21 protein-coding genes are annotated in these 22,608 nt (G+C 67.1%); 14 read left to right on the top strand and 7 right to left on the bottom strand.

Annotated features, from left to right (window positions below):
• Window positions 1–65 precede the first annotated feature (65 nt).
• From G510_RS0108895 to G510_RS16135, 4 genes are all read right to left on the bottom strand, one after another.
• On the bottom strand, window positions 66–2,342 hold the full coding sequence (locus tag G510_RS0108895; protein WP_029153355.1) for a heavy metal translocating P-type ATPase: 2,277 nt from the start codon (window positions 2,340–2,342) through the stop codon (window positions 66–68).
• Between the two features lie 73 nt (window positions 2,343–2,415).
• Window positions 2,416–2,733 carry a heavy-metal-associated domain-containing protein gene (locus G510_RS17920; protein ID WP_029153356.1) on the bottom strand — a complete coding sequence of 106 codons (318 nt, stop codon included), beginning with the start codon at window positions 2,731–2,733 and terminating at the stop codon, window positions 2,416–2,418.
• Window positions 2,734–2,768: 35 nt separating this feature from the next.
• Complete coding sequence (locus tag G510_RS0108905) at window positions 2,769–3,098, bottom strand: metal-sensitive transcriptional regulator (RefSeq protein WP_029153357.1); 330 nt, start codon at window positions 3,096–3,098, stop codon at window positions 2,769–2,771.
• Window positions 3,099–3,150: 52 nt separating this feature from the next.
• A complete protein-coding gene (locus G510_RS16135) occupies window positions 3,151–3,744 on the bottom strand; it encodes a MarR family winged helix-turn-helix transcriptional regulator (protein ID WP_245563275.1) in 594 nt (197 codons plus the stop codon).
• Window positions 3,745–3,866: 122 nt separating this feature from the next.
• On the opposite strand from G510_RS16135, the gene G510_RS18835 reads away from it, so the two are divergent.
• From G510_RS18835 to G510_RS0108945, 8 genes are all read left to right on the top strand, one after another.
• Window positions 3,867–4,733 (top strand): phytoene/squalene synthase family protein, encoded by an 867-nt coding sequence (locus tag G510_RS18835; protein ID WP_029153358.1) that lies wholly within the window; start codon window positions 3,867–3,869, stop codon window positions 4,731–4,733.
• Window positions 4,730–6,289, top strand: a complete 1,560-nt coding sequence (gene crtI / locus G510_RS17925) for a phytoene desaturase family protein (RefSeq protein WP_029153359.1) — start codon at window positions 4,730–4,732, stop codon at window positions 6,287–6,289. The genes G510_RS18835 and crtI overlap by 4 nt, the downstream gene beginning before the upstream one ends.
• The gene (locus G510_RS0108925; RefSeq protein ID WP_029153360.1) at window positions 6,286–6,609 is read left to right on the top strand and encodes a lycopene cyclase domain-containing protein; all 324 of its coding nucleotides are present in this window, start codon (window positions 6,286–6,288) and stop codon (window positions 6,607–6,609) included. The genes crtI and G510_RS0108925 overlap by 4 nt, the downstream gene beginning before the upstream one ends.
• Entirely contained in the window at window positions 6,606–6,941 is a 336-nt protein-coding gene (locus tag G510_RS16140) for a lycopene cyclase domain-containing protein (protein WP_051216619.1), read from the top strand. The genes G510_RS0108925 and G510_RS16140 overlap by 4 nt, the downstream gene beginning before the upstream one ends.
• Complete coding sequence (locus tag G510_RS16145; protein WP_036322589.1) at window positions 6,934–7,824, top strand: prenyltransferase; 891 nt, start codon at window positions 6,934–6,936, stop codon at window positions 7,822–7,824. The genes G510_RS16140 and G510_RS16145 overlap by 8 nt, the downstream gene beginning before the upstream one ends.
• Window positions 7,821–9,293 carry an SDR family oxidoreductase gene (locus G510_RS16150; protein ID WP_036322591.1) on the top strand — a complete coding sequence of 491 codons (1,473 nt, stop codon included), beginning with the start codon at window positions 7,821–7,823 and terminating at the stop codon, window positions 9,291–9,293. The genes G510_RS16145 and G510_RS16150 overlap by 4 nt, the downstream gene beginning before the upstream one ends.
• An 11-nt stretch (window positions 9,294–9,304) precedes the next feature.
• Window positions 9,305–9,751, top strand: coding sequence for a pyrimidine dimer DNA glycosylase/endonuclease V (locus G510_RS0108940; RefSeq protein WP_245563276.1), 447 nt, complete (start codon window positions 9,305–9,307; stop codon window positions 9,749–9,751).
• A gap of 65 nt (window positions 9,752–9,816) precedes the next feature.
• Window positions 9,817–11,031, top strand: coding sequence for a ferrochelatase (locus tag G510_RS0108945; protein ID WP_036322614.1), 1,215 nt, complete (start codon window positions 9,817–9,819; stop codon window positions 11,029–11,031).
• Window positions 11,032–11,156: 125 nt separating this feature from the next.
• Here G510_RS0108945 and G510_RS0108950 read toward each other — a convergent pair whose 3' ends face one another.
• Entirely contained in the window at window positions 11,157–11,837 is a 681-nt protein-coding gene (locus G510_RS0108950) for a fasciclin domain-containing protein (RefSeq protein WP_029153363.1), read from the bottom strand.
• A 153-nt stretch (window positions 11,838–11,990) separates the two neighbouring features.
• Between G510_RS0108950 and G510_RS0108955 the strand changes: the two genes are divergently transcribed.
• From G510_RS0108955 to G510_RS0108970, 4 genes are read left to right on the top strand one after another with little or no spacing between them, the layout of a single operon-like run.
• Entirely contained in the window at window positions 11,991–13,718 is a 1,728-nt protein-coding gene (locus G510_RS0108955) for a cytochrome c biogenesis protein DipZ (RefSeq protein ID WP_029153364.1), read from the top strand.
• A 32-nt stretch (window positions 13,719–13,750) separates the two neighbouring features.
• The gene (sigK, locus tag G510_RS0108960) at window positions 13,751–14,350 is read left to right on the top strand and encodes an ECF RNA polymerase sigma factor SigK (RefSeq protein ID WP_029153365.1); all 600 of its coding nucleotides are present in this window, start codon (window positions 13,751–13,753) and stop codon (window positions 14,348–14,350) included.
• On the top strand, window positions 14,347–15,105 hold the full coding sequence (locus G510_RS0108965; protein WP_029153366.1) for an anti-sigma factor: 759 nt from the start codon (window positions 14,347–14,349) through the stop codon (window positions 15,103–15,105). Before sigK ends, G510_RS0108965 begins: the two co-directional genes overlap by 4 nt.
• Before the next feature lie 44 nt (window positions 15,106–15,149).
• The gene (locus tag G510_RS0108970) at window positions 15,150–15,947 is read left to right on the top strand and encodes an alpha/beta fold hydrolase (protein WP_029153367.1); all 798 of its coding nucleotides are present in this window, start codon (window positions 15,150–15,152) and stop codon (window positions 15,945–15,947) included.
• A 95-nt stretch (window positions 15,948–16,042) separates the two neighbouring features.
• On the opposite strand, the gene G510_RS0108975 is transcribed toward G510_RS0108970, so the two are convergent.
• Entirely contained in the window at window positions 16,043–16,687 is a 645-nt protein-coding gene (locus G510_RS0108975; protein ID WP_029153368.1) for a YigZ family protein, read from the bottom strand.
• Window positions 16,688–16,819: 132 nt separating this feature from the next.
• On the opposite strand from G510_RS0108975, the gene G510_RS0108980 reads away from it, so the two are divergent.
• Window positions 16,820–19,324 carry a DEAD/DEAH box helicase gene (locus G510_RS0108980; protein WP_029153369.1) on the top strand — a complete coding sequence of 835 codons (2,505 nt, stop codon included), beginning with the start codon at window positions 16,820–16,822 and terminating at the stop codon, window positions 19,322–19,324.
• A gap of 78 nt (window positions 19,325–19,402) precedes the next feature.
• Here G510_RS0108980 and G510_RS0108985 read toward each other — a convergent pair whose 3' ends face one another.
• Window positions 19,403–20,821, bottom strand: a complete 1,419-nt coding sequence (locus G510_RS0108985) for a hypothetical protein (RefSeq protein WP_029153370.1) — start codon at window positions 20,819–20,821, stop codon at window positions 19,403–19,405.
• Between the two features lie 229 nt (window positions 20,822–21,050).
• Here G510_RS0108985 and G510_RS16155 point away from each other — a divergent pair, with 229 nt between their 5' ends.
• Window positions 21,051–22,544 carry a glyceraldehyde-3-phosphate dehydrogenase gene (locus G510_RS16155; RefSeq protein ID WP_036322594.1) on the top strand — a complete coding sequence of 498 codons (1,494 nt, stop codon included), beginning with the start codon at window positions 21,051–21,053 and terminating at the stop codon, window positions 22,542–22,544.
• Window positions 22,545–22,608 lie beyond the last annotated feature (64 nt).

The raw sequence follows: 22,608 nt of genomic DNA on the forward strand, positions 1-22,608 counted from the left end.
CTCTGACCTGTGAACCTCACCGTAGACGTGGTGACGCAGTTCCACGAAACGCGGCTCCGGGCTGCCTACCGCACCCTGCCGAAGCGGCGCAGACGCAGCGAGTTCGCGACGACCAGCACCGAGCTGGCGGCCATGGCAGCGCCGGCGACCATCGGGTTGAGGAATCCGAGGGCTGCGATCGGGATGCCCGCCGCGTTGTAGAGGAATGCCCAGAACAGGTTGCCTTTGATGATGCCGAGCGTCTTGCGCGACAGCTCGATCGACTGCGAGACCTGACCGAGGTCGTTGCCCATGATGGTCAGATCCGCTGCTTCGATCGCAACGTCGGTGCCGGATCCCATCGCAACGCCCAGATCCGCCTGGGCGAGCGCGGGGGCATCGTTCACGCCGTCGCCCACCATCGCGACTACCTGACCGCGGGCCTGCAGGTCGCGCACCGCCTGCACCTTGCCGTCAGGGAAGACATCTGCGAAGACGTCCTCGGGAGCGATTCCGACCGATGCGGCGACCTGCTGGGCCACGGCGGCGTTATCGCCGGTGAGGAGGACGGGGCGCAGGCCCTGCTCCTTGAGCGCCGCGATGGCGTGCGCCGAGGTGTGCTTGACGGTGTCCGTCAGGCCGATCAGCCCGGCGAATCGTCCGTCGATCGCGACCAGGATCGATGTCGCACCGTTGTTCTGTGCGGCCGCCAGGTCGGACAGATGTGCGTCGGTGAGGACGACGCCGTTCTCCGCCAGCCAGCTCGCGCGGCCGACGACCACCGCGCGTCCGTCCACCTCGGCGCGGACGCCGCCGCCCGGCGCGGAGGTGAATGATGTCGGTTCGCTGATCGGCGCATCTGCCCGTGCCGCGTCGACGATCGCGTGGGCGATGGGGTGCTCGGAACCCGACTCCGCCGCACCGGCGAAGGCCAGAAGACTCGCGCGGGTGGTTCCTTCGGCGGGATCAGCGGAGGCGACGGCAAGGCTTCCCTCGGTGATGGTTCCCGTCTTGTCGAGCAGGACGGTGTCGATCTTCCGTGTGTCCTCCAGCACCTGCGGACCGCGGATCAGAATGCCCAGCTGCGCGCCGCGCCCGGTTCCGACCAGCAGCCCGATCGGGGTCGCCAGGCCCAGAGCGCACGGGCAGGCGATCACGAGCACCGCAACGGATGCGGTGAACGCTGCGTTCACGTCGCCGGTGAAGAGGATCCACAGCACGAAGGTGGCCACGGCGATCGCCAGCACGATCGGCACGAAGACGGCGGATATGCGATCCGCAAGCCGCGCGATGGGTGCCTTACCGGTCTGCGCCTCGGAGACCATGCGGCCCATCTGCGCCAATGTGGTGTCGCCGCCGACACGGGTCGCGCGCACCAGCAGCCGGCCGGAGGTATTGATGGTGGCGCCGATGACCGTGTCATCCGGCCCGACCTCGACGGGGACGGGCTCGCCGGTGATGAGTGCCGTGTCGATGGCGGAGTGACCGGAGACGACGAAGCCGTCGGTCGCGATCTTCTCGCCGGGGCGCGTGACGAACTCGTCGCCCGGAACGAGATTCGCGACGGGGATTGTCGTCTCGACGCCGTCCCGGATCACCGCGGCGTCCTTCGCGCCCAGATCGAGCAGGGTCTTGAGAGCATCGCCGGCGCGCGACTTCGCGCGGGCCTCGAGGTAGCGCCCGAGCAATAGGAACGTGGCCACGACGCCCGCGGTTTCGAAGTACAGTGCGTGGTCGGCCATCGACATGCCGATGTGAGCGGTGAGGGCCGGATCCCTGACCAGCTGCCAGAGCGAGAAGAAGTACGCGGCCAGCACACCGATCGACACGAGCGTGTCCATGGTCGACGCGAGGTGGCGCGCATTGATCGCCGCGGCGCGGTGGAACGGCCAGGCGCTCCAGAACGTCACGGGGGTGGCGAGGGCGAGGGCGACCCAGCCCCAGTGCGGGAACTGCGCGCCGGGGACCATCGAGATGACGAACAGCGGCACCGTGAAGATCGTCGCGACGATCAGCCGCAGCTTCAGATCGCTGCCGCCGTGCGCGGTGGTGTGGTCGGCGCGCGCCGACCTCTGCGGGGCGTCTGCGTCGACATCGGGCGTCGCTGCCCGGGCCGCGTACTCATCGGCCTTCACGTTGGCCTGGTATCCCGCCGATTCGACGGTCGAGATGAGCTGCTCGTCCGAGATGCCGTGCGGAACCGTGACCCGGGCGGATTCCAGCGGCAGGTTCACCAGCGCCTCCACGCCCTCAATCTTGCCGAGTTTGCGCTCGACGCGGCCGACGCACGACGCGCACGTCATGCCCTGGATATCGAGCTCGACGACGCGCTGGTCGTCGGGTGCGGTGATTTCGTTGCGCATGTTCTTTCTGCTTCTTCTCTTGATCGGTGCGGTGCGCGAACGCCGGGCCGCGCACCGCACGAACCGCGATCGACTATGCGCTCGCGGGGGACAGTTCGTAGCCCGCTTCCGCAACCGCTGCCTCGAGATCAGAGCTCTCAACGGGCGCGGTGGTGGTGACGGTGACGGTGGAGGTGCCGCCGGCGACGAGGGATACCTCGACACCGCTCACGCCGGGAATCTCGGTGAGCTCTTCGGTGACCGACGAGACGCAGTGGCCGCAGGTCATGCCGTCGACCTGCAGGGTCACGCTGCTTGCGGTGGCGGGCGCGTCGGTGGGCCGCGCGGTGATGGTGAGGCCCTCGTTCGAGGCGGTTCCGCATCCGCAGTTGCAGCCGGATTCGTTGCTCATGTGATCTCCTTCGGGGTGTTTTCTGGGGTGGTCGGTCAGCGCAGCAGTCGACCGATCGCGGCGGTCATCTCGTCGACCTTCTCGGCCACGATCGCGTTGTCGCCGGTGTCGGCTGACTGGGCGGCCGCGTCAACGATGCAGTGCGATACGTGGTCTTCGAGCAGGCCGAGGCTGACCTTGTGCAGCGCCGCGTTGATGGCGGAGATCTGGGTGAGGATGTCGATGCAGTACTTCTCGTCGTCGACCATGCGCGCCACGCCGCGCACCTGCCCCTCGATGCGTCCGAGGCGCTTGAGCAACGCGTCCTTGTTCGTCGTGTATGCGTGGTTGACGTGCTCGTCCGTGGGTGTTGAGGTGATCTCCATACGTCGACTATACCCCCAGGGGGTATGAGGAGTCAAATACCCTACTGGGGTATTAGTCGGCGTCCTTGTCTTGCGCGTCCGCTGATGTCGAATGCGGGGCCAGGTCGCCCTGTGGGATGTCGGCCTCGACGAGCGCGTCGAGAAAGCGGATGACCGTCTCGCGGTCCTCTGGGGGCATGTCTGTGGCGACGCGGAACCTGCGCGCATGCTGGCGACCGATCGTGTCGTGCGCAGACTGACGTGTGTGTGAGGTGACCTCGATGCATGTCGTTCGACGGTCAGTCGGGTGTGGTGCGCGGGTGAGGTGTCCGCCGGCGACGAGGCGGTCGATCAGCTTCGTCGTCGATGCGCTGGAGATTCCGACTTCGTGGGCGATGTCCTTCGGTGTCACGATTCGCTGTTGTCGCTGCGCCCGAATGATCATGCGTATCGCACGCATGTCGCTTTCGTTGAGCCGCATGTAGCGATTGGATGCCTCGGAGAGCGCACGGGCGCTCTCCTGCCAGGAGCGAAGAGCCTCCATTACGCGGACGCATTGGTCGAGGTCGTTGCGAGAGAGGTTGCCGCGCTCGATGAGGTCGGAATCGTTCGAGAAGTAGTGCAGCTCGTCTGCGCCCGTCGGGGCTCGCCGCTCTTGTTCGGACACGATGACAGCGTACCTTTCTTATGCTAGGTTTAACTCTCGCTTGGCTAACGAAATGGAGGGTGTGGAGTGAGGAAAGGTGCTCTCGTCGTTCAGAAGACTGCCACGTGCCGATTGCGTGCCGCATGAACACGACAGATTTCGAGCTCTACAACACGACTGCGAGCGCGAGCGCGTCCATCGTCATTCGTTCATATTCGACCTCTTTCGGATGGGCGAGCCGACTCCTCGACGCGACAACGCAGGCGCACATTGCGCGCATTTATGCGCTCGTGCGTATCGCGGATGAACTCGTCGACGGGCCCGCAGAGGCTGCGGGGGTGGACACGGCGACGCGAGCTGTTCTGCTCGATGAGCTCGAAGCGGAGACCAGCCGCGCACTGCAGCTGGGGTTCAGCACGAACCTCGTGGTGCACGCGTTCGCGCTGACGGGCCGGGAACACGGCATCAGTATGGACCTGTGTCGACCGTTCTTCGCGTCGATGAGACGAGACCTCGAAGCCGCGACGTTCACGGACGCGGAGCTTGACGAATACATCTACGGATCTGCTGAGACCGTCGGCTTGATGTGCCTGGCAGTCTTCGAATCGGGCATGCAACGTGAGGCGGGTGAGCGCGAACTGCTCGTCGCGGGCGCTCGAAGCCTCGGAGCGGCATTTCAGAAGGTCAACTTCCTTCGCGACTTCGCTTGCGATCACGACGACCGAGGGCGCGCGTATTTTCCCGGCACGGAGGACGGGCTCACCGAGAGTTCGAAGACCGCCGTCGTCGCATCGATCAGGCAGGACCTTCGCGCTGCCGATGCATCGATTCCGTTCTTGTCGTCAGGATGCCGGGCAGCCGTGTGGGCTGCCCGAGCGATGTTCGCTGCACTCACCGACCGCATCGAATCGACGCCAGCGTCGGAGCTGATGCGAATGCGCGTGCGGGTGCCGAATCCCGTGAAGGCGCGGATCCTCGTAAGAGCGCTGGCGATGCGGGTCGTCAGGTGACCGCGTCGCGTGTGGTCGTCATCGGCGGCGGCGTCAGCGGGCTCGCTACTGCCTGTCTGCTCGCGCGCGACGGACATCAGGTGACCGTACTGGATAAGAACAGCGAGCTCGGCGGGAGGGCGGGCGCATGGTCGCAGGACGGGTTCACGTTCGACACCGGTCCGTCCTGGTATCTCATGCCCGAAGTGTTCGAACACTTTTATCGCATGATGGGCACGACGACATCTGATCACCTCGACCTGGTTTCGTTGCAGCCCGGCTACCGGGTTTATGGTGAACCCATCGATGGCGCGAGGGAGGTGCCCATCGATGTGCGCTCGGGCGCGGACTCGGCCGCGGCGCTGTTCGAGGGCCGCGAACGCGGCGCAGGCGACCGGATCCGCAGGTATCTGACGTCTGCGACGACGACTTATCGCGCGGCCGTGGGTTCGTTCCTCTACAACCCGTTCTCCTCCTGGCGCGATTTCGTGTCGCCGCAGGTCCTCCGAGCCGTGCCTGCCGTCGTGCCGCTGCTGACACGTTCGCTGTGGTCATTCGCCGCCCGCCGTTTCGGTGACGCGCGCCTGCGCCAGGTCCTCGGCTACCCGGCGGTGTTTCTCGGCACGTCGCCATTCGAGGCGCCCGCGCTCTACCACTTGATGAGCCACATGGACCTCATGGACGGTGTGAAGTACCCGCGGGGCGGTTTCCGAAGCTTCGTCGGCTCACTCGTCGAGATCGCGCGTGAGAACGGCGTCGAACTGGTGACCGACAGCGATGTTGTGTCGATCACCAGCGCGAAGGGGTCTGTTCGCTCGGTCGAATACGAGCGGGACGGGCATGTGCAACGGATGGACGCCGATATCGTCGTGTCGGCGATCGATGAGCACCATACCGAGACGGCGTTGCTCGGCGAGTCCGATCGCTCCTATTCGCCGAAGCGTTGGAATAAGCAGGTTTCGGGCCCGAGCGCCGTGCTCATCATGCTCGGCGTCGAGGGTGCGCTTCCGGAACTGCTGCACCACACGCTGTTCTTCTCGAACGACTGGCACGATAACTTCGACGCGATCTTCGGCACTCCGACGCGTGTTCCGGATGAGCCATCGCTGTACGTCTGCAGGCCGAGCGCGACTGATGACGACGTGGCGCCGGAAGGTCACGAGAACCTCTTCGTGCTCGTTCCGCTGCCGCCTGATTCCGCTATCGGACACGGGGGGATCGATTCGTCAGGCGACGAACTGGTGGAAACGATCGCGGACCGCGCAATCGCCCAGGTCGCCGCCTGGGCGGACGTTCCTGACCTCGCGTCGCGCATCGTCGTGCGGCGCACCGTGGGACCGGCGGACTTCGTCACCGAGTTCAACTCCTTCCGCGGCAGCGCGCTCGGGCCCGCGCACACCCTGCGCCAGAGCGCGTTCTTCCGCGGAGTGACCCGATCCCGCCGTGTCGACGGGCTCTATTACACCGGGGCCACGTCAGTGCCCGGCGTGGGCCTGCCCATGTGCCTCATCAGCGCGGAACTCGTGCTCAAGCACGTTCGGGGCGATCACTCCCCCGGGCCGTTGGAGGAGCCGTGAGTGGAATCTACGCGGCCTCGCTCCTGATCAGCGCAGCGTGTCTCGTCCTGCTCGACGTGCGATTCAGGTTGGTCTTTCGCCGGGCACCCGTCGCGGGTGCAGTTGCGCTCGTCGTCGGTGTGGGTTTCTTCATCGCCTGGGACGCCGTCGGCATCGGCCTGGGAGTCTTCCGCCACCTCGATTCGCGGTGGGCGACCGGTATCCTGCTGGCGCCGGAGTTCCCGATCGAGGAACTGCTGTTCCTGGGCTTCCTCACCTATCTCACGCTCATCCTGCTGAGCGGTTCTCAGCGCTGGCGCGAGAAGGCGAGGCGACGGTGACATACCTTCTCATGTCGCTTCCCTTCGTCGGCGCGGGCGCCGTCGTGTTCCTGGCGGGCGCCGTGAACGCCCGTCGTCGGGGATCCGCGCGTCGATACGTCTCCACGTGGGCAGCGACGACGACCGCACTCCTGATCCTGACCGCAGTTTTCGATAACGTGATGATGGCCGCCGGATTCTTCGATTACGGTGCCGAAGAGATCTCAGGTGTCCGCTTCGGGCTGATGCCTCTCGAGGACTTCCTCTACCCGTTCGCGGGCGCACTTCTGCTTGCCGGGACCTGGCAGCTGCTCGGCGGCGTCGGCGGCAGGAAGGAACGCACCGATGCCTGATCGTCCGCCGCTGCTGCGCATGCTCGTCGTCGCGTCGCGACCGCTGAGCTGGATCAACACGGCCTACCCGTTCGCCGCGGTCTACTTCCTCACCACAGGGCGCATCGACTTCACGCTGATCATCGGCACGATCTTCTTCCTCGTGCCGTACAACTTGACGATGTACGGCGTGAACGACGTGTTCGATTACGAGTCCGACCTTGCGAATCCCCGCAAGGGGGGTGCGGAGGGGGCGAAGCTGCCGCCGAGGATCCACCGTGCGACGCTCGTGGCAGCGGCCGTGCTGACCGCTCCGTTCGTGCTCACCCTGGTCGTCCTCGGTGCCGATCAGCCGATCTCGTGGGCCGTTCTCGCCGTCAGCCTGTTCGCGGTGCTCGCGTACTCGGTGCGCGGGTTGCGGTTCAAAGAGATCCCGGTCCTCGATTCGATCACTTCGAGCACACATTTCGTCACGCCCGCTCTGTACGCGCTGGCTCTTGCGGGGACGACGATCACGCCGGCCATCGTGCTGACCATGATCGCGTTCTTCTGCTGGGGCATGGCGAGCCACGCGTTCGGAGCCGTGCAGGACATCGTGCCCGATCGTGATGCCGGAATCGGGTCCATCGCGACCGTTCTCGGTGCCGGGAGGACGGTGAAGTTCGCCATCGGAATGTGGACGGTGGCGGGGATCCTCATGCTCTTCACCCCCTGGCCGGCGAATCTCGCAGCGTTGGCGGCACTGCCCTACATCGTCAGCGTGGCGCCGTACGTGCGTGTCGACGACGCACACTCGGGTAGCGCCAACCGCGCCTGGCGCCGGTTTCTCATCATCAACTATGCAGTCGGTTTCGTGATCACGTTGCTGCTGATTCTCTGCGCGAGCGAAGGGATGTTCGTATGACGCGTGTACTCGTCACGGGTGCGACGGGCTACGTCGGCGGGCGGCTCGTTCCGCAGCTGCTCGATGCGGGGTACGACGTGAGCGTGTGCGTTCGTTCGCCATGGAAGCTGGGCGATGTCCCGTGGCGGAGCCGCGTGCGAGTGTTCAAGGCAGACCTGTCGGACGCCGTCGCGACGCGTCGCGCGATGACCGGTGTCGACGTGGCTTTCTACCTCGTGCACGCGATGAGTGCGGGGCGCGACTTCGAGAACGCCGAGGCGCAGGCTGCGCGTACGTTCGCGGAAGCTGCGGAAGCTGCGAGTGTGGGACGGCTCGTTTATCTCGGCGGTCTGCACCCTCATGGCGGTCGATTGTCGGCCCATCTCGCATCGCGCGCGGCTGTCGGCCAGACGTTCCTGGACTGCTCAGTGCCGGCGCTGGTGTTTCAGGCGGGCATTGTGATCGGATCCGGATCGGCGTCGTTCGAGATGATCCGGCACCTCACCGAGGTTCTTCCGTATATGCCCGCGCCGCGCTGGGTGCGCAACCACGTACAGCCCATCGCGATTCGCGACGTGCTGCGCTACCTCGTCCAGGCCGTCGCCGTCGAGGAGGACCTCAACCGGGCATTCGACATCGGCGGCCCCGACGTTCTGCGCTACGGGCAGATGATGAACGGATATGCGGTGGAAGCGGGCCTGCCGCAGCGCCGGATAGCGGCGCTTCCGGTACTGACTCCGTGGCTCGCCTCGCAATGGGTGAGCTTGGTCAGTCCCATTCCACGCCAGCTCGCGGTGCCGATCATCGCATCGCTGCAGAATGACTGTGTCGTCTCCGAACGCGACATCGACCAATACATCGCGCCGCCCGAGGACGGGCTGATCGCTTATCGCACCGCAGTTCGGCTCGCGCTCAAGCGCGAAGCCGAGGGGCAGGTCGAGACGAGCTGGCAGAGTGCCACCGTGCCCGGCGCGCCCAGCGACCCGCTGCCGAGCGACCCTGATTGGGCGGGCCACACCGTCTTCACCGACCTGCGCGAGCGCGACAGCACCGCACCGGCTGGCGCCGTGTGGGACGTGATCGAAGCGATCGGCGGCGTCCGAGGCTGGCACTCGTTCCCACTCGCCTGGGCGGCGCGCGGATGGATCGACAAGCTCGTCGGCGGCGTCGGCATGCGCCGCGGTCGACGACACCCGTACCGGGTGAACAGCGGTGACGTCATCGATGTGTGGCGGGTCGAGTCGATCGAACGAGGGCGCACGTTGCGGTTGCGGGCCGAGATGCGAATGCCGGGCCGCGGCTGGCTCGAGTTGGAAGTCGAACCGAATGAGTCCGGAAGCCGCTATCGCCAGCGCGCCGTCTACTTCCCGAAGGGGCTCTCGGGCCGGTTGTATTGGCTTGTGCTTCTGCCGTTCCACGGCATCCTCTTCAACGGAATGGCCCGCAGCATCCTGCGAGACGCCGAGCGGTCTGCGGCGGACGCGTCATGAGATTGTGGTCGATGCATCCGCGGTACTTCGACCGCCAAGCACTGACGGCATGCTGGCGTGAGGGGCTGCTCGCACAATCGGTGCTCACGAAGCCTGGCGGCGGGTATTCGCATCATCCCCAATTGCGCCGGTTCCAACACACAGAGAACTCGCGAGCAGCGATGGGCGACTATCTCAGCGCGATCGTCGACGAGGCGGACGCTCGAGGTTACCGCTTCTCCCGCGACAAGATCCGCGTCACGGGATCTCGTGAGCAGCTGCACGTCAACGATGGCCAGCTCGCCTACGAGTGGCAGCACCTGCTCGCGAAGCTGCAGAGGCGCAGCCCCGATACGTGGATACGCTGGCACGAGCTTCATCGCCCCGATCCGCATCCCGCATTCATCGTCGTCGGCGGGCCGATCGCCGAGTGGGAGAAAGTCCCCTCTCATTCGGCGGGCCAGCAGATCGACGAGTGACCAGCCCGAGAACAGGAGAACCCATGCAGACGAATGACGTCCCGGACCACGCACGCCCGCACCACATGGCGGCAGGAACTGGTGAGCGGCGGGAGCGGAAGCCTCCTGCCGCTTCAGGCGTGCATCTGGCAGCTGGCGCGGCAGTGCCGTCGGCAACCGCGGCGACGCAGGACGGGCCGGAGCACACCACACGGCCGATGGACTACGACGCGATACTTCTGTCCGGATTCGGCGGGCCGGAAGGGCAGGACGACGTCTTGCCCTTCCTCCGGAACGTCACGCGAGGGCGAGGGATCCCGGACGAGCGGCTCGAAGAAGTCGCGCACCATTACCGGCATTTCGGCGGCATCAGCCCGATCAACGAACAGAACCGTCGACTTCAGGCGGCACTGCAGGACGCGCTCGGTCGCGCTGGTCTCGACCTGCCCGTCTACTGGGGCAATCGCAACTGGGCGCCGTATCTCGACGATGCACTCGCGCAGGCCGCCGAGGACGGCGTCCGGACGATGATCGCGATTCCGACGAGCGCCTACTCCTCGTACTCGTCATGCCGCCAGTACCGCGAGGACTGGGCGGACGCGCTGGAAGCGACAGGGCTCGGGGCCACGCTTCAGATCGACAAGGTGCGCCAATTCTTCTCGCACCCCGGCTTCATCCAGCCCTTCATCGACGGTGTGCGCGAGGGCGTCGCCGCGGCGATCCGAGACGGCCACGATGCGTCGAACATCGAGGTGCTGTTCTCCACTCATAGCATTCCGAGCGACGACGCCGCGCGTTCCGGCGCCGGGCTCTTCACTGAGGTCGACGGAGGCGGGTATGCCGCCCAGCACCTCGCTGTCGCCGAGCACGTCATCGCGGAGGCGGCGCCCGGAACCTCCTGGCAGCTCGTCTACCAGTCCCGTTCCGGGCCCCCGATACAGCCGTGGCTCGAGCCCGACATCAATGACGCTATCGGCGCCCTCGACCTCGGGACGGCCGTGCTGATCGTGCCCGTGGGGTTCGTGAGCGACCACATGGAAGTGATGTGGGATCTCGACGTCGAGGCGCGAGAGACCGCCGAGCGTCGAGGCCTCTGGGTCGCGCGCACACCGACCCCGGGCACGCACCCTGACTTCGTACAGGCCCTCGTCGACCTCGTGCAGGAGCGAATATTTGCACGGCCCACGTCGCGGCGCTCGAACACCACGACCATCGGACCGTGGTTCGACGTGTGCCGCCCGGGGTGCTGCGAGAATCCGCGCCTCGGGTTCAAGCCCGCGATCGCAGGCCTGCAGCCGTAGATCTCGGCGCAGCCACTCTCGTCGGCGTTCGGGGCGCCATCGGCGCGGGTGACGAAACAAGGTGTGGCCGCTGGCAAGTTCGCCAGCGGCCACACCTGCCAGGTCATTTCTCTGGCGAAGCCGATCTACTCGGCCGGGGGCATCAGAACCGAGTCGACCAGGTACACCGTGGCGTTCGCGGTCTGGACTCCGCCGCAGATGACGTTGGCGTCATTGACCATCCACTCGTCTCCGCTGCCGGTGACCTCGAGGTCAGCGCCCTGCACGGTGGTGTGCATGCCTTCGATGTCGGCGGGCTCGATCTGGCCCGGAACGACGTGGTACGTCAGGATCGAGCTCAGCATGTCGCTGTCGGTCTTGAGCGTCTCGATCGTGGCCTCATCGATCTTCGCAAAGGCGTCGTCGACCGGTGCGAAGACCGTGAACTCGTCTCCGTTGAGAGTGTCGACCAGGTCCACGTCCGGGTTGAGCTCGCCGCTCACCGCCGAGACGAGAGTCGTCAGCAGCGGGTTGTTCGATGCGGCGACGGCGACGGGATCGGCGGACATGCCCTGGATGGAGCCCGCACCGTCCGGTACGGTTTCCGCGTATTCCGCGCAGCCGGGGCCGACCAGGTTGGCGGCCGGATCCATCATCTCGGCTTCGGGCGTCTCCGGGGCCTCGGGGGCCGTGGTCTCCATCGTCTCAGGAGCCGACTCGGCCGGTGCGTCCGCCGTGTCCTCGCCCATCGAACAGCCCGACAGCACGAGTGCGCCGGCGAAGCCGAGCGCAACGGCCGCTGTGATCTTCTTCTTAGTGCTGAACATCTCTACCTCCGGGGATCAGAGCCACGAATTGTTCCGCGGCTTTGAGGGATGTTCGGAGTCCCGCCCGGAACGGATTGGGAAATTCTGAAATCGGTGTGAATCAATCCGATTCGGCCGTCGCGCCGAAGAACTCGCAACGGAAGCGAGGACTTCATGGATGTGGTCATCATCGGGCTGCTCGGCGGTCTCATCACCGGCATCTCGCCGTGCATTCTGCCGGTTCTGCCGGTCATCTTCTTGACGGGCGGCGCCCAATCGGCGCGCTTCGAAGGCGGCGAGGGGGGTCCTGCTCCCGCGAGGCGCAGCAGGCCGTACCTCGTGATCGCGGGCCTCCTCGTCAGCTTCACCCTGGTCACTCTCGTGGGGTCCCTCGTGCTGGGACTGCTGGGTCTGCCGCAGGACATCATCCGGTGGGCGGGCATCGCGGTGCTCGCGGTCCTCGGAATCGGTCTTCTCGTGCCGCGGTTCGAGCGGATCCTTGAGAAGCCGTTCCAGCGCTTCCAATCTCGAAAAGAGGTCAAGAATCAGGGGAGCGGCTTCGGAGTCGGTCTCGCCCTCGGTGCGGTGTTCGTACCCTGTGCGGGTCCGGTCCTCGCGGCGATCATCGTGGCGGGTGCCACAGGGCAGATCGGTATCGGAACCGTGATGCTCACGGTTTCTTTCGCCGTCGGCGTTGCGGTGCCGCTGCTGGTTTTCGCCCTCGCAGGGCGCGGCGTCATCGAACGGATCCGCGCGTTCCGCACGAAGGAGCGCGGGCTTCGCATCGCGGCCGGCATCGCCATGATCGCGCTCGCCGTGGGCCTCGCCTTCAACGTGCCGCAGGCGCTGCAACGGCTGGTGCCGGATTACACCGCTCCGCTGCAACAGCAGCTCACGGAGAACCACGCGGCGGAGGAAGCCCTTAGCCTCGGCGGGCTCGTCACCGACGAGAACCGTGAGCTGGATAACTGCACGAATGGTGCCGACGAACTCGAATCGTGCGGCACGGCCCCCCAGATCCGCGGGATCGAGCAGTGGCTGAACACCGACGGCGGCCAGTCGCTCGACCTGGAAGAACTGCGTGGCGAGGTCGTCCTCATCGACTTCTGGGCATACTCCTGCATCAACTGCCAGCGCTCGATCCCCCACGTCGTCGGCTGGGACAAGACTTACGGCGACCTCGGGCTTCAGGTCATCGGCGTTCATTCGCCCGAGTACGCGTTCGAGAAGGACGCGAAGAACGTCGCAGCGGGGATCCGCGACTTCGGCATCGAATACCCGGTCGCGCTCGACAACGACCTCTCGACCTGGACGAACTACCGCAACCGATACTGGCCGGCGCACTACCTGATCGACGCGGAGGGCACCGTCCGGCACATCTCCTTCGGCGAGGGGAACTACGCGGCGACCGAGAGCATGATCCGCGAGCTGCTCGTCGACGCGAACGCCGATGTGGAGCTGCCCGCGGAGTCGGATGTCGCAGACGAGACGCCGGAACAGGGCTCGACGACGCCCGAGACCTTCCTCGGGTCATCAAAGGACGTGAACTTCGGCGGCGAGGATCCGTACCGTGCCGGTCCAGGAACCTTCTCGCTCCCCGCAGAGCAGGCTGACGACACGTTCGCCCTCGAGGGCGACTGGAACATCGAGACGCAGTACGCGGAGCCGACGACGAGCGCCGGGGGAAGCGTGCGTCTCGAGTATCACGCGGCGGAGGTGCGCATGGTGCTCGCGGGATCCGGCGAGCTCACCGTTCGAGAGCCCGACGGCGAGGAGAAGACGGTCGAGGTCGACGGCACCCCGCGATCCTACGGAATCGTCGACAGCTCGAAGCTCTCGTCGGGCGTGCTCGATATCGACGTCCCAGACGGCGTGCAGGTATATTCCTTCACCTTCGGGTGAACGAAATGCCAGCGGCGAACGGCGGATGCGGCATGCTTGTCGAGATGGTCATCGACGGAACGGACGTGCCCGAGGACGGAACGGCGGATGACGCCGCCGGGGTCCTCCTCCTCCGCGTCGCCGACGGAGACCGAGCGGCGTTCGCCGAGCTCTACGACATGCTCACCGCGCGCGTATTCGGATTGATCCTCCGCGTGCTCGTCAATCGCTCGCAGAGCGAGGAAGTGCTGCAGGAAGTGTTCCTCGAAGTGTGGCAATCCGCCGCGCGGTTCGCTCCGAACAAAGGGCAAGGACGAACCTGGATCTTGACGATCGCACACCGGCGAGCGGTGGACCGGGTCCGAGCGTCGCAAGCCAGCGCCGACCGGGACGTTCGGGCAGGACTGAGAGACATCGGAATCCCGCACGACAGCGTCGCGGAGCAAGCCGAGCTCGGCATCGCGGGAGAACAAGCGGTGAGCGCGCTCGGGGCGCTCCCCGAGGCACAGCGGGAGGCACTCGTTCTCGCGTACTTCGGCGGGTATAGCCAGAGCGAGATCTCCGCATTGGTGGGATCGCCGCTGGGAACGATCAAGACTCGGATGAGAGACGGGCTCACGCGCCTGCGCAACGAAATGGGGGTGACAGCATGAACGAGCACGAGTTCGCGGAACTTGCCGCTGGTCACGCGTTGCATGCCCTGTCGGCGGAGGACGAGGCGAGGTACCTCGAGGCGCTCCGCGCGCACCCTGAATGGGAGCCGATCGCTGACGAGGACGCCGACACCGTCGGTGGCCTTGCAGATGCCGCTGCGCCGGCCCTCCCGAGCGCAGGGGTGCGTGATGCGCTGCTTGCTCAGATCGCGTCGATGCCTCAGTTGCCCGCCGACACGACGGAGTCCTCGGGGCAGGACGCGCCCGTGCCGCCGCAAGCGAGTGAGCACCGAGCGCGCCCCAAGCGACTGCGGATCATGTTCGCGCTCGCCGCAGGCATCGCCCTGGTGGCCGGTATCGGGTTCGGCTCGATGGCGCTGAACGACTACCTCGCTCGTCCGGCCTCCGTCGTCGCGCTGGACGAGATCGAAGCAGCCGCTGACGCCGCGCAGGCGTCAGCACCGGTGGGCGACGGCACCGCGACCGTTCACTGGTCCGCGGAATTGGGGGAGGCGGTGCTCGTCGCCGACGGGCTCGAGCCGCTCGAATCCGACCGCACATATCAGCTGTGGTTCGTGCGCGGCGAGACAGCGCTGCCGGCGGGGATCTTCGAACCGGAATCGGGCGAAGCGGTCGCGCTGCTCGACGGCGAAATGCTCCCCGGCGATGTCGTCGCCGTAACCGTGGAACCGGAGGGCGGATCGCCGACCGGCCTGCCGACCAGCGAGCCGATCTTCGCGATTCCGACGGCGTGACCTGACCCGGCGCGCTCCGCGCGCGCCGGGTGGACAATGGGGATATGTCGTTTCCGCTGTTTCCCGAGTTACCGAAGCCGCAGTACGTGATGTCGCAGGAGGGATTCCGCATCGCGACGTACACATGGGGCGATGAGGACGCGCCCGTCGTGCTGGCGGTACACGGCTTCGCGTCGAGCTGTCGCGACAACTGGGTCAGCACCGGGTGGGTGTCGGCGCTCGTCCGCGCAGGATTCCGTGTGCTCGGCATCGACCAGCGCGGGCACGGCCAGAGCGAGAAGCCGCATGAGGCTGAGGACTACACGATGTCGGCGTTCGTCGCGGACATCGAGGCGATCCTTGATACGTACATGATCGATCCGGTTCTCTACCTCGGATACTCGCTCGGTGCCCGCGTCGGGTGGCACCTCGCCTCCGAGCGGCCGCTGCGCGTCGAGCGTGCGGTGCTCGGCGGGATCCCGGACGGTCGGCCGCTCGGCCGCCTCGATCTCGAGCAGGCGCGGGCGTACATCGACGACGGAACGCCCGTCGCGGATCCCGCGACGCAGAACTATGTCCGCCTCGCGGAGCGGGTGCCGGACAACGACCTGAACGCGCTCGTCGCGCTCGCCGGCGGCATGCGGTTCGGCGACGAGGATCCGGATATGGGCAATCCGCCGCAGCAGCCGGTGCTGGTCGCGGCCGGCACGAAGGACAGCATCTTCGAGCAGTCGAAGCAGCTCGCCTCGCACCTGCCGGCGGGGAGATTCATCGAGGTTCCGGGCCGGCACCACTTCAACGCCCCGGGTGCGCGTCAGTTCAAGCAGGCCGGCATCGAGTTCCTGCGGGCCGGGGCGGAGTAGCGCCGGCGCACAACGACGGCACGCGGCGGCGCGATCGGCCGGAGTGCGTGCGGGTTCCGCGGGAGTCGGCCGACGGTGCCGTAGTTGTGCGCCGGTCAGGCAGGCACGTCGGTCACACGCGTCTCGCCGACCACCGGCGTCAGTGCGCCGGACGACCACGTCGCGACATCGGCGATCAGCGCGGGCAGCTCGGCCTCCGGCGCCCAGGCCTCGAACACGGCCGCGGCGCCGTACACCGGGTCGCCCAGCGTGGAGTCGTGGCGCGCGGCCCAATCGCGCAGCAGGTTGTCGAACCGGCCGGCCTCGGCGTGCGGCACGTCGATCCGCACGGCGGTGAGCGCGCGGCGGTGCACCCGCTGAGCGTGATCCAGCGCCTCCGACACGGCCCCGCCGTAGGCGCGCACGAGCCCGCCGGCGCCGAGCTTGATGCCGCCGAAGTAGCGGGTGACGACCGCGACGAGATCGGTCATGTCGCGGTGCCGCAGCACCTCCATCATGGGCACGCCGGCGGTTCCCGACGGCTCGCCGTCATCGGACGACCGGGCCTGGTCGCCCGTCACTCCCGTGATCATCGCGACGCAGTTGTGCCGGGCATCCCAGTGCTTCTTGCGGACCTCGGCGATGAACGCGTCGGCCTCGGCGACCGAGGTCACGGGCGCGAGGTACGTGATGAACCGCGACCTCTTGATCTCGATCTCGTGGACCACGCGGCGGGCGATCGTCGCGGGATACTCGGGCATCGATCCAGGCTACCGGGCACAACGCAGTCAATCCGAGGCCGGAACGGGTGCGGAACCGGCTGACCGTGGTGTGCGGTCGGATATTGACTGCATTGTGCGGGGGGAGAGAGGCGTGGGGCAGACTGGTTGACGATGCCTACCCTGCTTGAGGCCGCGCAAGCGGCCGGTGATGACGCCGATGCCCTGTATGACGCCTTCCTCGAATGGGCGACCGGCCGGGGCATCGCGCTGTACCCCGCGCAGGACGAGGCGGCGATGGAGCTCGCGAGCGGCAACAACGTGGTCCTGTCCACGCCCACCGGCACCGGCAAATCGCTCGTCGCGCTCGCGGCGCACGCGATCGCCGTGGGCCGCGGCGGCCGCACCTATTACACGGCGCCCATCAAGGCCCTGGTGAGCGAGAAGTTCTTCTCGCTCGTCGAGACGTTCGGCGCCGAGAACGTGGGCATGGTCACCGGAGACTCGTCGGTCAACTCCGACGCGCCCATCGTGTGCTGCACGGCCGAGATCCTCGCGAACCTGGCGCTGCGCGAGGGTGCCGACGCCGATGTCGACCAGGTCGTCATGGACGAGTTCCACTACTACGGCGACCGCGACCGCGGCTGGGCGTGGCAGGTGCCGCTGCTGCTCCTGCCGCGCGCGCAGTTCCTGCTGATGTCGGGAACCCTCGGAGACACGACCGAGATCGAAGAGGATCTCGCCCGGCGCACCGGCCGCGACACCACGCTCGTGGCGGGGGCCGAGCGGCCGGTCCCGCTGCACTTCCGCTACGAGAAGCGCCACGCGCACGAGGTGGTCGAGGAGCTGCTCGCGGATCGCGAGGTGCCGGTCTATGTCGTGCACTTCAGCCAGGCCGCCGCGATGGAGCGTGCGCAGGCGCTCGCGAGCATCAACGTGACCACGCGCGAGCAGCGCGACGAGATCGCCGCCGCGCTCGGCGGATTCCGGTTCACGACGAACTTCGGAAAGACCCTGTCTCGACTGGTGCGCGCCGGCATCGGCGTGCACCACGCCGGCATGCTGCCGCGCTACCGCCGCCTCGTCGAGACCCTCGCGCAGCAGGGGCTCCTACGCGTGATCTGCGGAACCGACACGCTCGGCGTCGGCATCAACGTGCCGATACGCACCGTGCTGATCACCGAGCTGTCGAAGTACGACGGATCCCGCATGCGCCGTCTCGGCGCGCGCGAGTTCCACCAGATCTCGGGCCGCGCGGGTCGCGCCGGTTACGACCCGTATGGCAACGTCGTCGTGCTCGCGCCCGAGCACGAGATCGACAACGCGCAGGCGGTCGCGAAAGCCGGGGACGACCCGAAGAAGCTGAAGAAGGTCAAGAAGAAGCAGGCGCCGAAGGGCTTCATCAGCTGGAGCGAGCAGAGCTTCGACAAGCTCATCGAGGCCGAGCCCGAGATCCTCACCCCGCGCATGCAGATGACGTCGGCGATGCTGATCAACATCATTGCCCGCGGGGGAGACGTGTTCGGCAACGTGCGCTCGATCGTCTTCGACAACCACCAGCCGAGGCGCGAGCAGTACGCGCTCGCGCGCCGGGCGCTCGCGATCTTCCGCACGCTGCGCGACGCCGAGCTGATCGAGGTCACGGGCGACGGGCGGATCCGTCTGTTCCTCGACCTGCAGCCGAACTTCGCGCTCAACCAGCCGCTGTCGCCGTTCGCGCTCGCGGCGCTCGAACTGCTCGATCCCGACGAGCAGGACGGCGGAGCCGGATCCGGTCACTACGCGCTCGACGTCGTGAGCGTCATCGAGGCGACGCTCGATGATCCGCGCCAGATCCTCAGCCAGCAGCAGTTCAAGGCGCGCGGCGAGGCCGTCGGCGAGATGAAGCGCGAGGGGATCGAATACGACGAGCGAATGGAGCTACTCGAGGAGATCACGCACCCGAAACCGCTCGACGAGCTGCTCAGCCAGGCTTTCGAGACGTTCGCGGCGTCGCAGCCGTGGGTGCGCGACTTCGCGCTGTCGCCGAAGTCGATCGTGCGCGACATGTTCGAGCGCGCGATGAGCTTCGCCGAGTTCGTGCAGTGGTACCAGCTCGGACGCAGCGAAGGGCTCGTGCTGCGCTACCTGTCCGACGCGTACCGCACGATCCGCCAGACCGTGCCGCCGGAGGCGCAGACCGACGAGCTCGACGACATCGTCGAATGGCTCGGCGAGATGGTGCGCCAGGTCGACTCGAGCCTCGTCGACGAGTGGGAGACCCTCATGGCCGGCCTCGACGCAGACCCCGCGGACGGCGCCGTGCTGCCGCCGTCTCCGCCGTCGGTCGTCGCGAATCGCCGTGCCTTCACGGTGCTCGTGCGCAACGCGATGTTCCGCCGCGTGCAGCTCGCGGCGCTCGAGCGCGACAACGAGCTCGTGGCGCTCGATCCCGATGCAGGGTGGCCCGAGGCGCTCGACGCATACTTCGACGAGCACGACGACATCCTGACGGGATCCGCCGCGCGCTCGCCGAAGCTGTGCGAGATCGACGAGGGTGCGGACGTCTGGCGCGTCACCCAGACGATCGACGACCCGGCCGGCAACCACGACTGGCGCATCGCGGCAGCGATCGACCTAGCCGAATCGGCGGAAACGGGCGAACCCGTGCTGACAATCACGGCGCTCGCCCGCCTCTAACCCCCCCAACCCTTCATTTCTGGCACATTTCATGGTGCAAATCAACGCAGAAATGTGCCAGAAATGAAGGTATAGGGGTTACTCGCCGCCCGCGAAGCCTCGGGCCATGGCGGCGGCGGCCGCCAGCCAGGCGCGCTGGGTCGCCGGGCGCAGTGCGCTGTAGTGCAGGTGGCCGTCGATCATCGCCGGGTCGAACGGGATCTGCACGACGTCGCGCGTGAGCTTGCGGTACCCGTCGACCACGCGCCGCACCTCGCTCGCCGGCGCCTTCTGATCGGCCTGGCTCACGACCGTCACGGCGTTCGCCGCGAGCTGCGCCGAGCGCTCGTCGCGCTCCGCCAGCGCATCGAGCAGCAGCGCGCCGGCCTCGGCGTGCTCATCGCGGCTCGTCGTGGCGACGACCAGCTGGTCGGTGCGGTCGATCATGCGCAGCCAGAGCGGATCCGACTCGTCGTTGCCCGAGTCCATGATGATCAGCCGGTAATAGCGGGCCGCGACGGCGTGGATCCGGTCGACGTCCTCCGCCGACACGCGCTGTTCCGACGCGAGCGCGATCGGCTGCGAGCGCAGCACATCGAAGCGGTCCTGCCGCTGGTGGTGCACGAAGTTCGCGACGTCGGCGGCCTGCGCGTCGGTCGACAGCAGGTGATCCGCCGCGCCCAGCATGTCGTGGAGGGTCGCCTCGTGCGGCCCCTGCTCCGTGCGCCAGCCGAGCGTGCCGCGGGTCTGGTTGTTGTCCCACGAGAGCACGCCCGCGCCGCCGAAGCGCGCGAACACGGCGCCCGTGAGGATCGTCGTGGGCGTCTTTCCGGATCCGCCCTTGCCGTTCACGACCGCGATCGTGCGCGGTCCGGGCCAGTGCTGGGCGACGGCGAGCTGGTCGGCCCGCTCGGCGCGCTCGTCGGCGCCAGGACCCATGCGCATGCCCATGCGGGTCATGGCGCCGCGGAATCCGCGGGTCGCCGGATCCTCGCGCTGGTCCTCGTCGTGAATGCCCGTCAGGAACGTCTCGCGCTGCGGGGTCTGCTGCTCGGCCTCGGGCCGGGCCGACACGCGCGCCGGACCCGCCGAACGCGAGGTCTCGGTGGAGCGCGCGCTCTCGCTAGATCGCACCGGGCCCGCGCCGCGCGTCGGTGCCGGGTCGATGACCGTGACCGGTCGCGTGTCGGCGTCGGCGGACGCAGGGCGCGTGATTTTCGGCGCGGGATCCGGTGCCGAGGCGAACGTCGGGCGCGGCGCCCCGTCGGGCGAGGCGTATTCGACGCGCTCGTCGCCGTCGACGACCAGCGGCCACTCGCCGTCGGGCTCCGTCACGATCACACGGATCGGAGCGTCGAGCTGGCGCGCGATCTCTGCCGTGAGGCGCACGATCTCGCGCCGGGCGTCCTCAGCGTGTTGTGTGTGGATCTCGCTCGGCGTCTCGTCGATCACGAGCACCGCGGACCCATCGGGGTGGATCGTGGCGTGGAGCCCGTCTTCGGTCGAGCTGTCGCGCATGGCGCCCCCTTGCAGAGTGGGAAGTGTTTCTCTCGATCGCCCGAGCGGGCGGTCCTCGACTCAGCCTACCGATCCCGAATCGTTATCCGCCCAGCGCATATCGAAAACATTAAGAACCGCGATTCTTGCGCCGTTTATGCGTCGCAGAACGCGAATACATCACCATACGCTGGAATCAATACATGCCGCAGGCGCGGCGAACCCGCCGAAGCACAAGGAGTCGCCGAGCGTGAGCACCGCGTACGAAACCAGCCGGATCGAATGGGCCGCACGAGAGGAACTCGCCGAGCGGATGATCCCGCTGATCGGTCGTCTGTATCGAGAGCACGGAGTCGTGCCGTCGATTCTCGGCCGCCGGCTTCTCGGACGATCGCCCGCCGAGATCCTGAAAGCACATCGGTTCACTCGCAAGGTCGGAGACCAGGTGCTGAGCCCCGAGAAGTCGCTCGCGGTGCTCGAGGCGTTCGGACGCATCGTGCCGGGCCCCGCATCGATCGACATCGCGCGGCTCGTGACGGAGTTCGATGCGCGCGGGGGATCCTACGAGGACGGCAGTCTCGACGACTTCCTGCGCGACGAGCTCGCCGAGGTGATGACGGCCGAGCCGAGCCGTCCCACGGACGTGGTGCTGTACGGATTCGGTCGCATCGGCCGGCTGGTCGCGCGGCTGCTGATCGCGCACCAAGGATCTGGCGATGGCCTGCGGCTGCGCGCGGTCGTCGTGCGCCGCGGATCCGATGACGACCTCCTCAAGCGCGCGGAGCTGCTGAAGCGCGACTCGGTGCACGGACCCTTCGCCGGAACCGTCGAGGTGGACGAGGAGAACGAGACGATTCTCGCGAACGGCACGCTGATCCAGGTGATCTACGCGAACGATCCGGCGGCGATCGACTACACGGCCTACGACATCCATGACGCGATCGTCGTCGACAACACCGGCCGCTGGCGCGATCAGGAAGGGCTGAACCAGCACCTGCGCGCGACCGGAACGTCGCGCGTGCTGCTGACCGCGCCAGGCAAGGGCGACATCAAGAACATCGTGTTCGGCGTCAACAGCGACGACATCTCCGCGCACGACGCGATCGTCTCGGCGGCCTCGTGCACGACGAACGCGATCACGCCCGTGCTCGCGGCGATCGACGAGGCCTACGGGGTGCGCCGCGGTCACGTCGAGACCGTGCACTCGTTCACGAACGACCAGAACCTCATCGACAACTTCCACAGCGGCGCCCGGCGCGGACGCGCGGCGTCGCTGAACATGGTCATCACGGAGACCGGGGCAGCGAAGGCCGTCGCGAAGGCTTTGCCGCAGTTGAAGGGAAAGCTGACGGGCAGCGCGATTCGCGTACCCACTCCCAACGTGTCACTTGCGATTCTCAATCTGCAGCTGAATCGCGCGACGACGGCCGACGAGATCAACGCGTTCTTGCGTCAGACGTCGCTCACGGCTCCGTTGCGCCAGCAGATCGACTACAGCGAGAACCCTGATGCGGTCTCGAGCGATTTCGTCGGCACGAATCGCGCTGGCATCGTCGATGGGCTCGCGACCCTCGCGGAGGGCGACGAGAATGTCGTGCTCTACGTCTGGTACGACAACGAGTTCGGGTACTCGGGGCAGGTGTTGCGCGTGCTCGAGCGCATGGCGGGCGTGCACCCGCGGATCCTGCCCCGGCGTGAGCCCGTGCGGATTGAGGCCGCGGTCGTGGAGGAAGCGCTCGTCTGACGCAGGCTCCTCGATCGTTCGCGATAATGGAGGTGACTCCTCGGGCGCGGACGCTCCTGAGAGG

This window comes from Microbacterium gubbeenense DSM 15944 (genome assembly GCF_000422745.1).
GTDB lineage: Bacteria > Actinomycetota > Actinomycetes > Actinomycetales > Microbacteriaceae > Microbacterium > Microbacterium gubbeenense.

Excerpts from the sequence above, each read along its gene's own strand:
- G510_RS0108895 (WP_029153355.1), bottom strand. The coding sequence starts at position 2,342 with ATGCGCAACGAAATCACCGCACCCGACGACCAGCGCGTCGTCGAGCTC.
- G510_RS17920 (WP_029153356.1), bottom strand. The coding sequence starts at position 2,733 with ATGAGCAACGAATCCGGCTGCAACTGCGGATGCGGAACCGCCTCGAAC.
- G510_RS0108905 (WP_029153357.1), bottom strand. The coding sequence starts at position 3,098 with ATGGAGATCACCTCAACACCCACGGACGAGCACGTCAACCACGCATAC.
- G510_RS18835 (WP_029153358.1), top strand. The coding sequence starts at position 3,867 with ATGAACACGACAGATTTCGAGCTCTACAACACGACTGCGAGCGCGAGC.
- G510_RS16145 (WP_036322589.1), top strand. The coding sequence starts at position 6,934 with ATGCCTGATCGTCCGCCGCTGCTGCGCATGCTCGTCGTCGCGTCGCGA.
- G510_RS16150 (WP_036322591.1), top strand. The coding sequence starts at position 7,821 with ATGACGCGTGTACTCGTCACGGGTGCGACGGGCTACGTCGGCGGGCGG.
- G510_RS0108940 (WP_245563276.1), top strand. The coding sequence starts at position 9,305 with ATGCATCCGCGGTACTTCGACCGCCAAGCACTGACGGCATGCTGGCGT.
- G510_RS0108945 (WP_036322614.1), top strand. The coding sequence starts at position 9,817 with ATGGCGGCAGGAACTGGTGAGCGGCGGGAGCGGAAGCCTCCTGCCGCT.
- G510_RS0108950 (WP_029153363.1), bottom strand. The coding sequence starts at position 11,837 with ATGTTCAGCACTAAGAAGAAGATCACAGCGGCCGTTGCGCTCGGCTTC.
- G510_RS0108955 (WP_029153364.1), top strand. The coding sequence starts at position 11,991 with ATGGATGTGGTCATCATCGGGCTGCTCGGCGGTCTCATCACCGGCATC.
- sigK (WP_029153365.1), top strand. The coding sequence starts at position 13,751 with ATGCTTGTCGAGATGGTCATCGACGGAACGGACGTGCCCGAGGACGGA.
- G510_RS0108965 (WP_029153366.1), top strand. The coding sequence starts at position 14,347 with ATGAACGAGCACGAGTTCGCGGAACTTGCCGCTGGTCACGCGTTGCAT.
- G510_RS0108970 (WP_029153367.1), top strand. The coding sequence starts at position 15,150 with ATGTCGTTTCCGCTGTTTCCCGAGTTACCGAAGCCGCAGTACGTGATG.
- G510_RS0108975 (WP_029153368.1), bottom strand. The coding sequence starts at position 16,687 with ATGCCCGAGTATCCCGCGACGATCGCCCGCCGCGTGGTCCACGAGATC.
- G510_RS0108980 (WP_029153369.1), top strand. The coding sequence starts at position 16,820 with ATGCCTACCCTGCTTGAGGCCGCGCAAGCGGCCGGTGATGACGCCGAT.
- G510_RS0108985 (WP_029153370.1), bottom strand. The coding sequence starts at position 20,821 with ATGCGCGACAGCTCGACCGAAGACGGGCTCCACGCCACGATCCACCCC.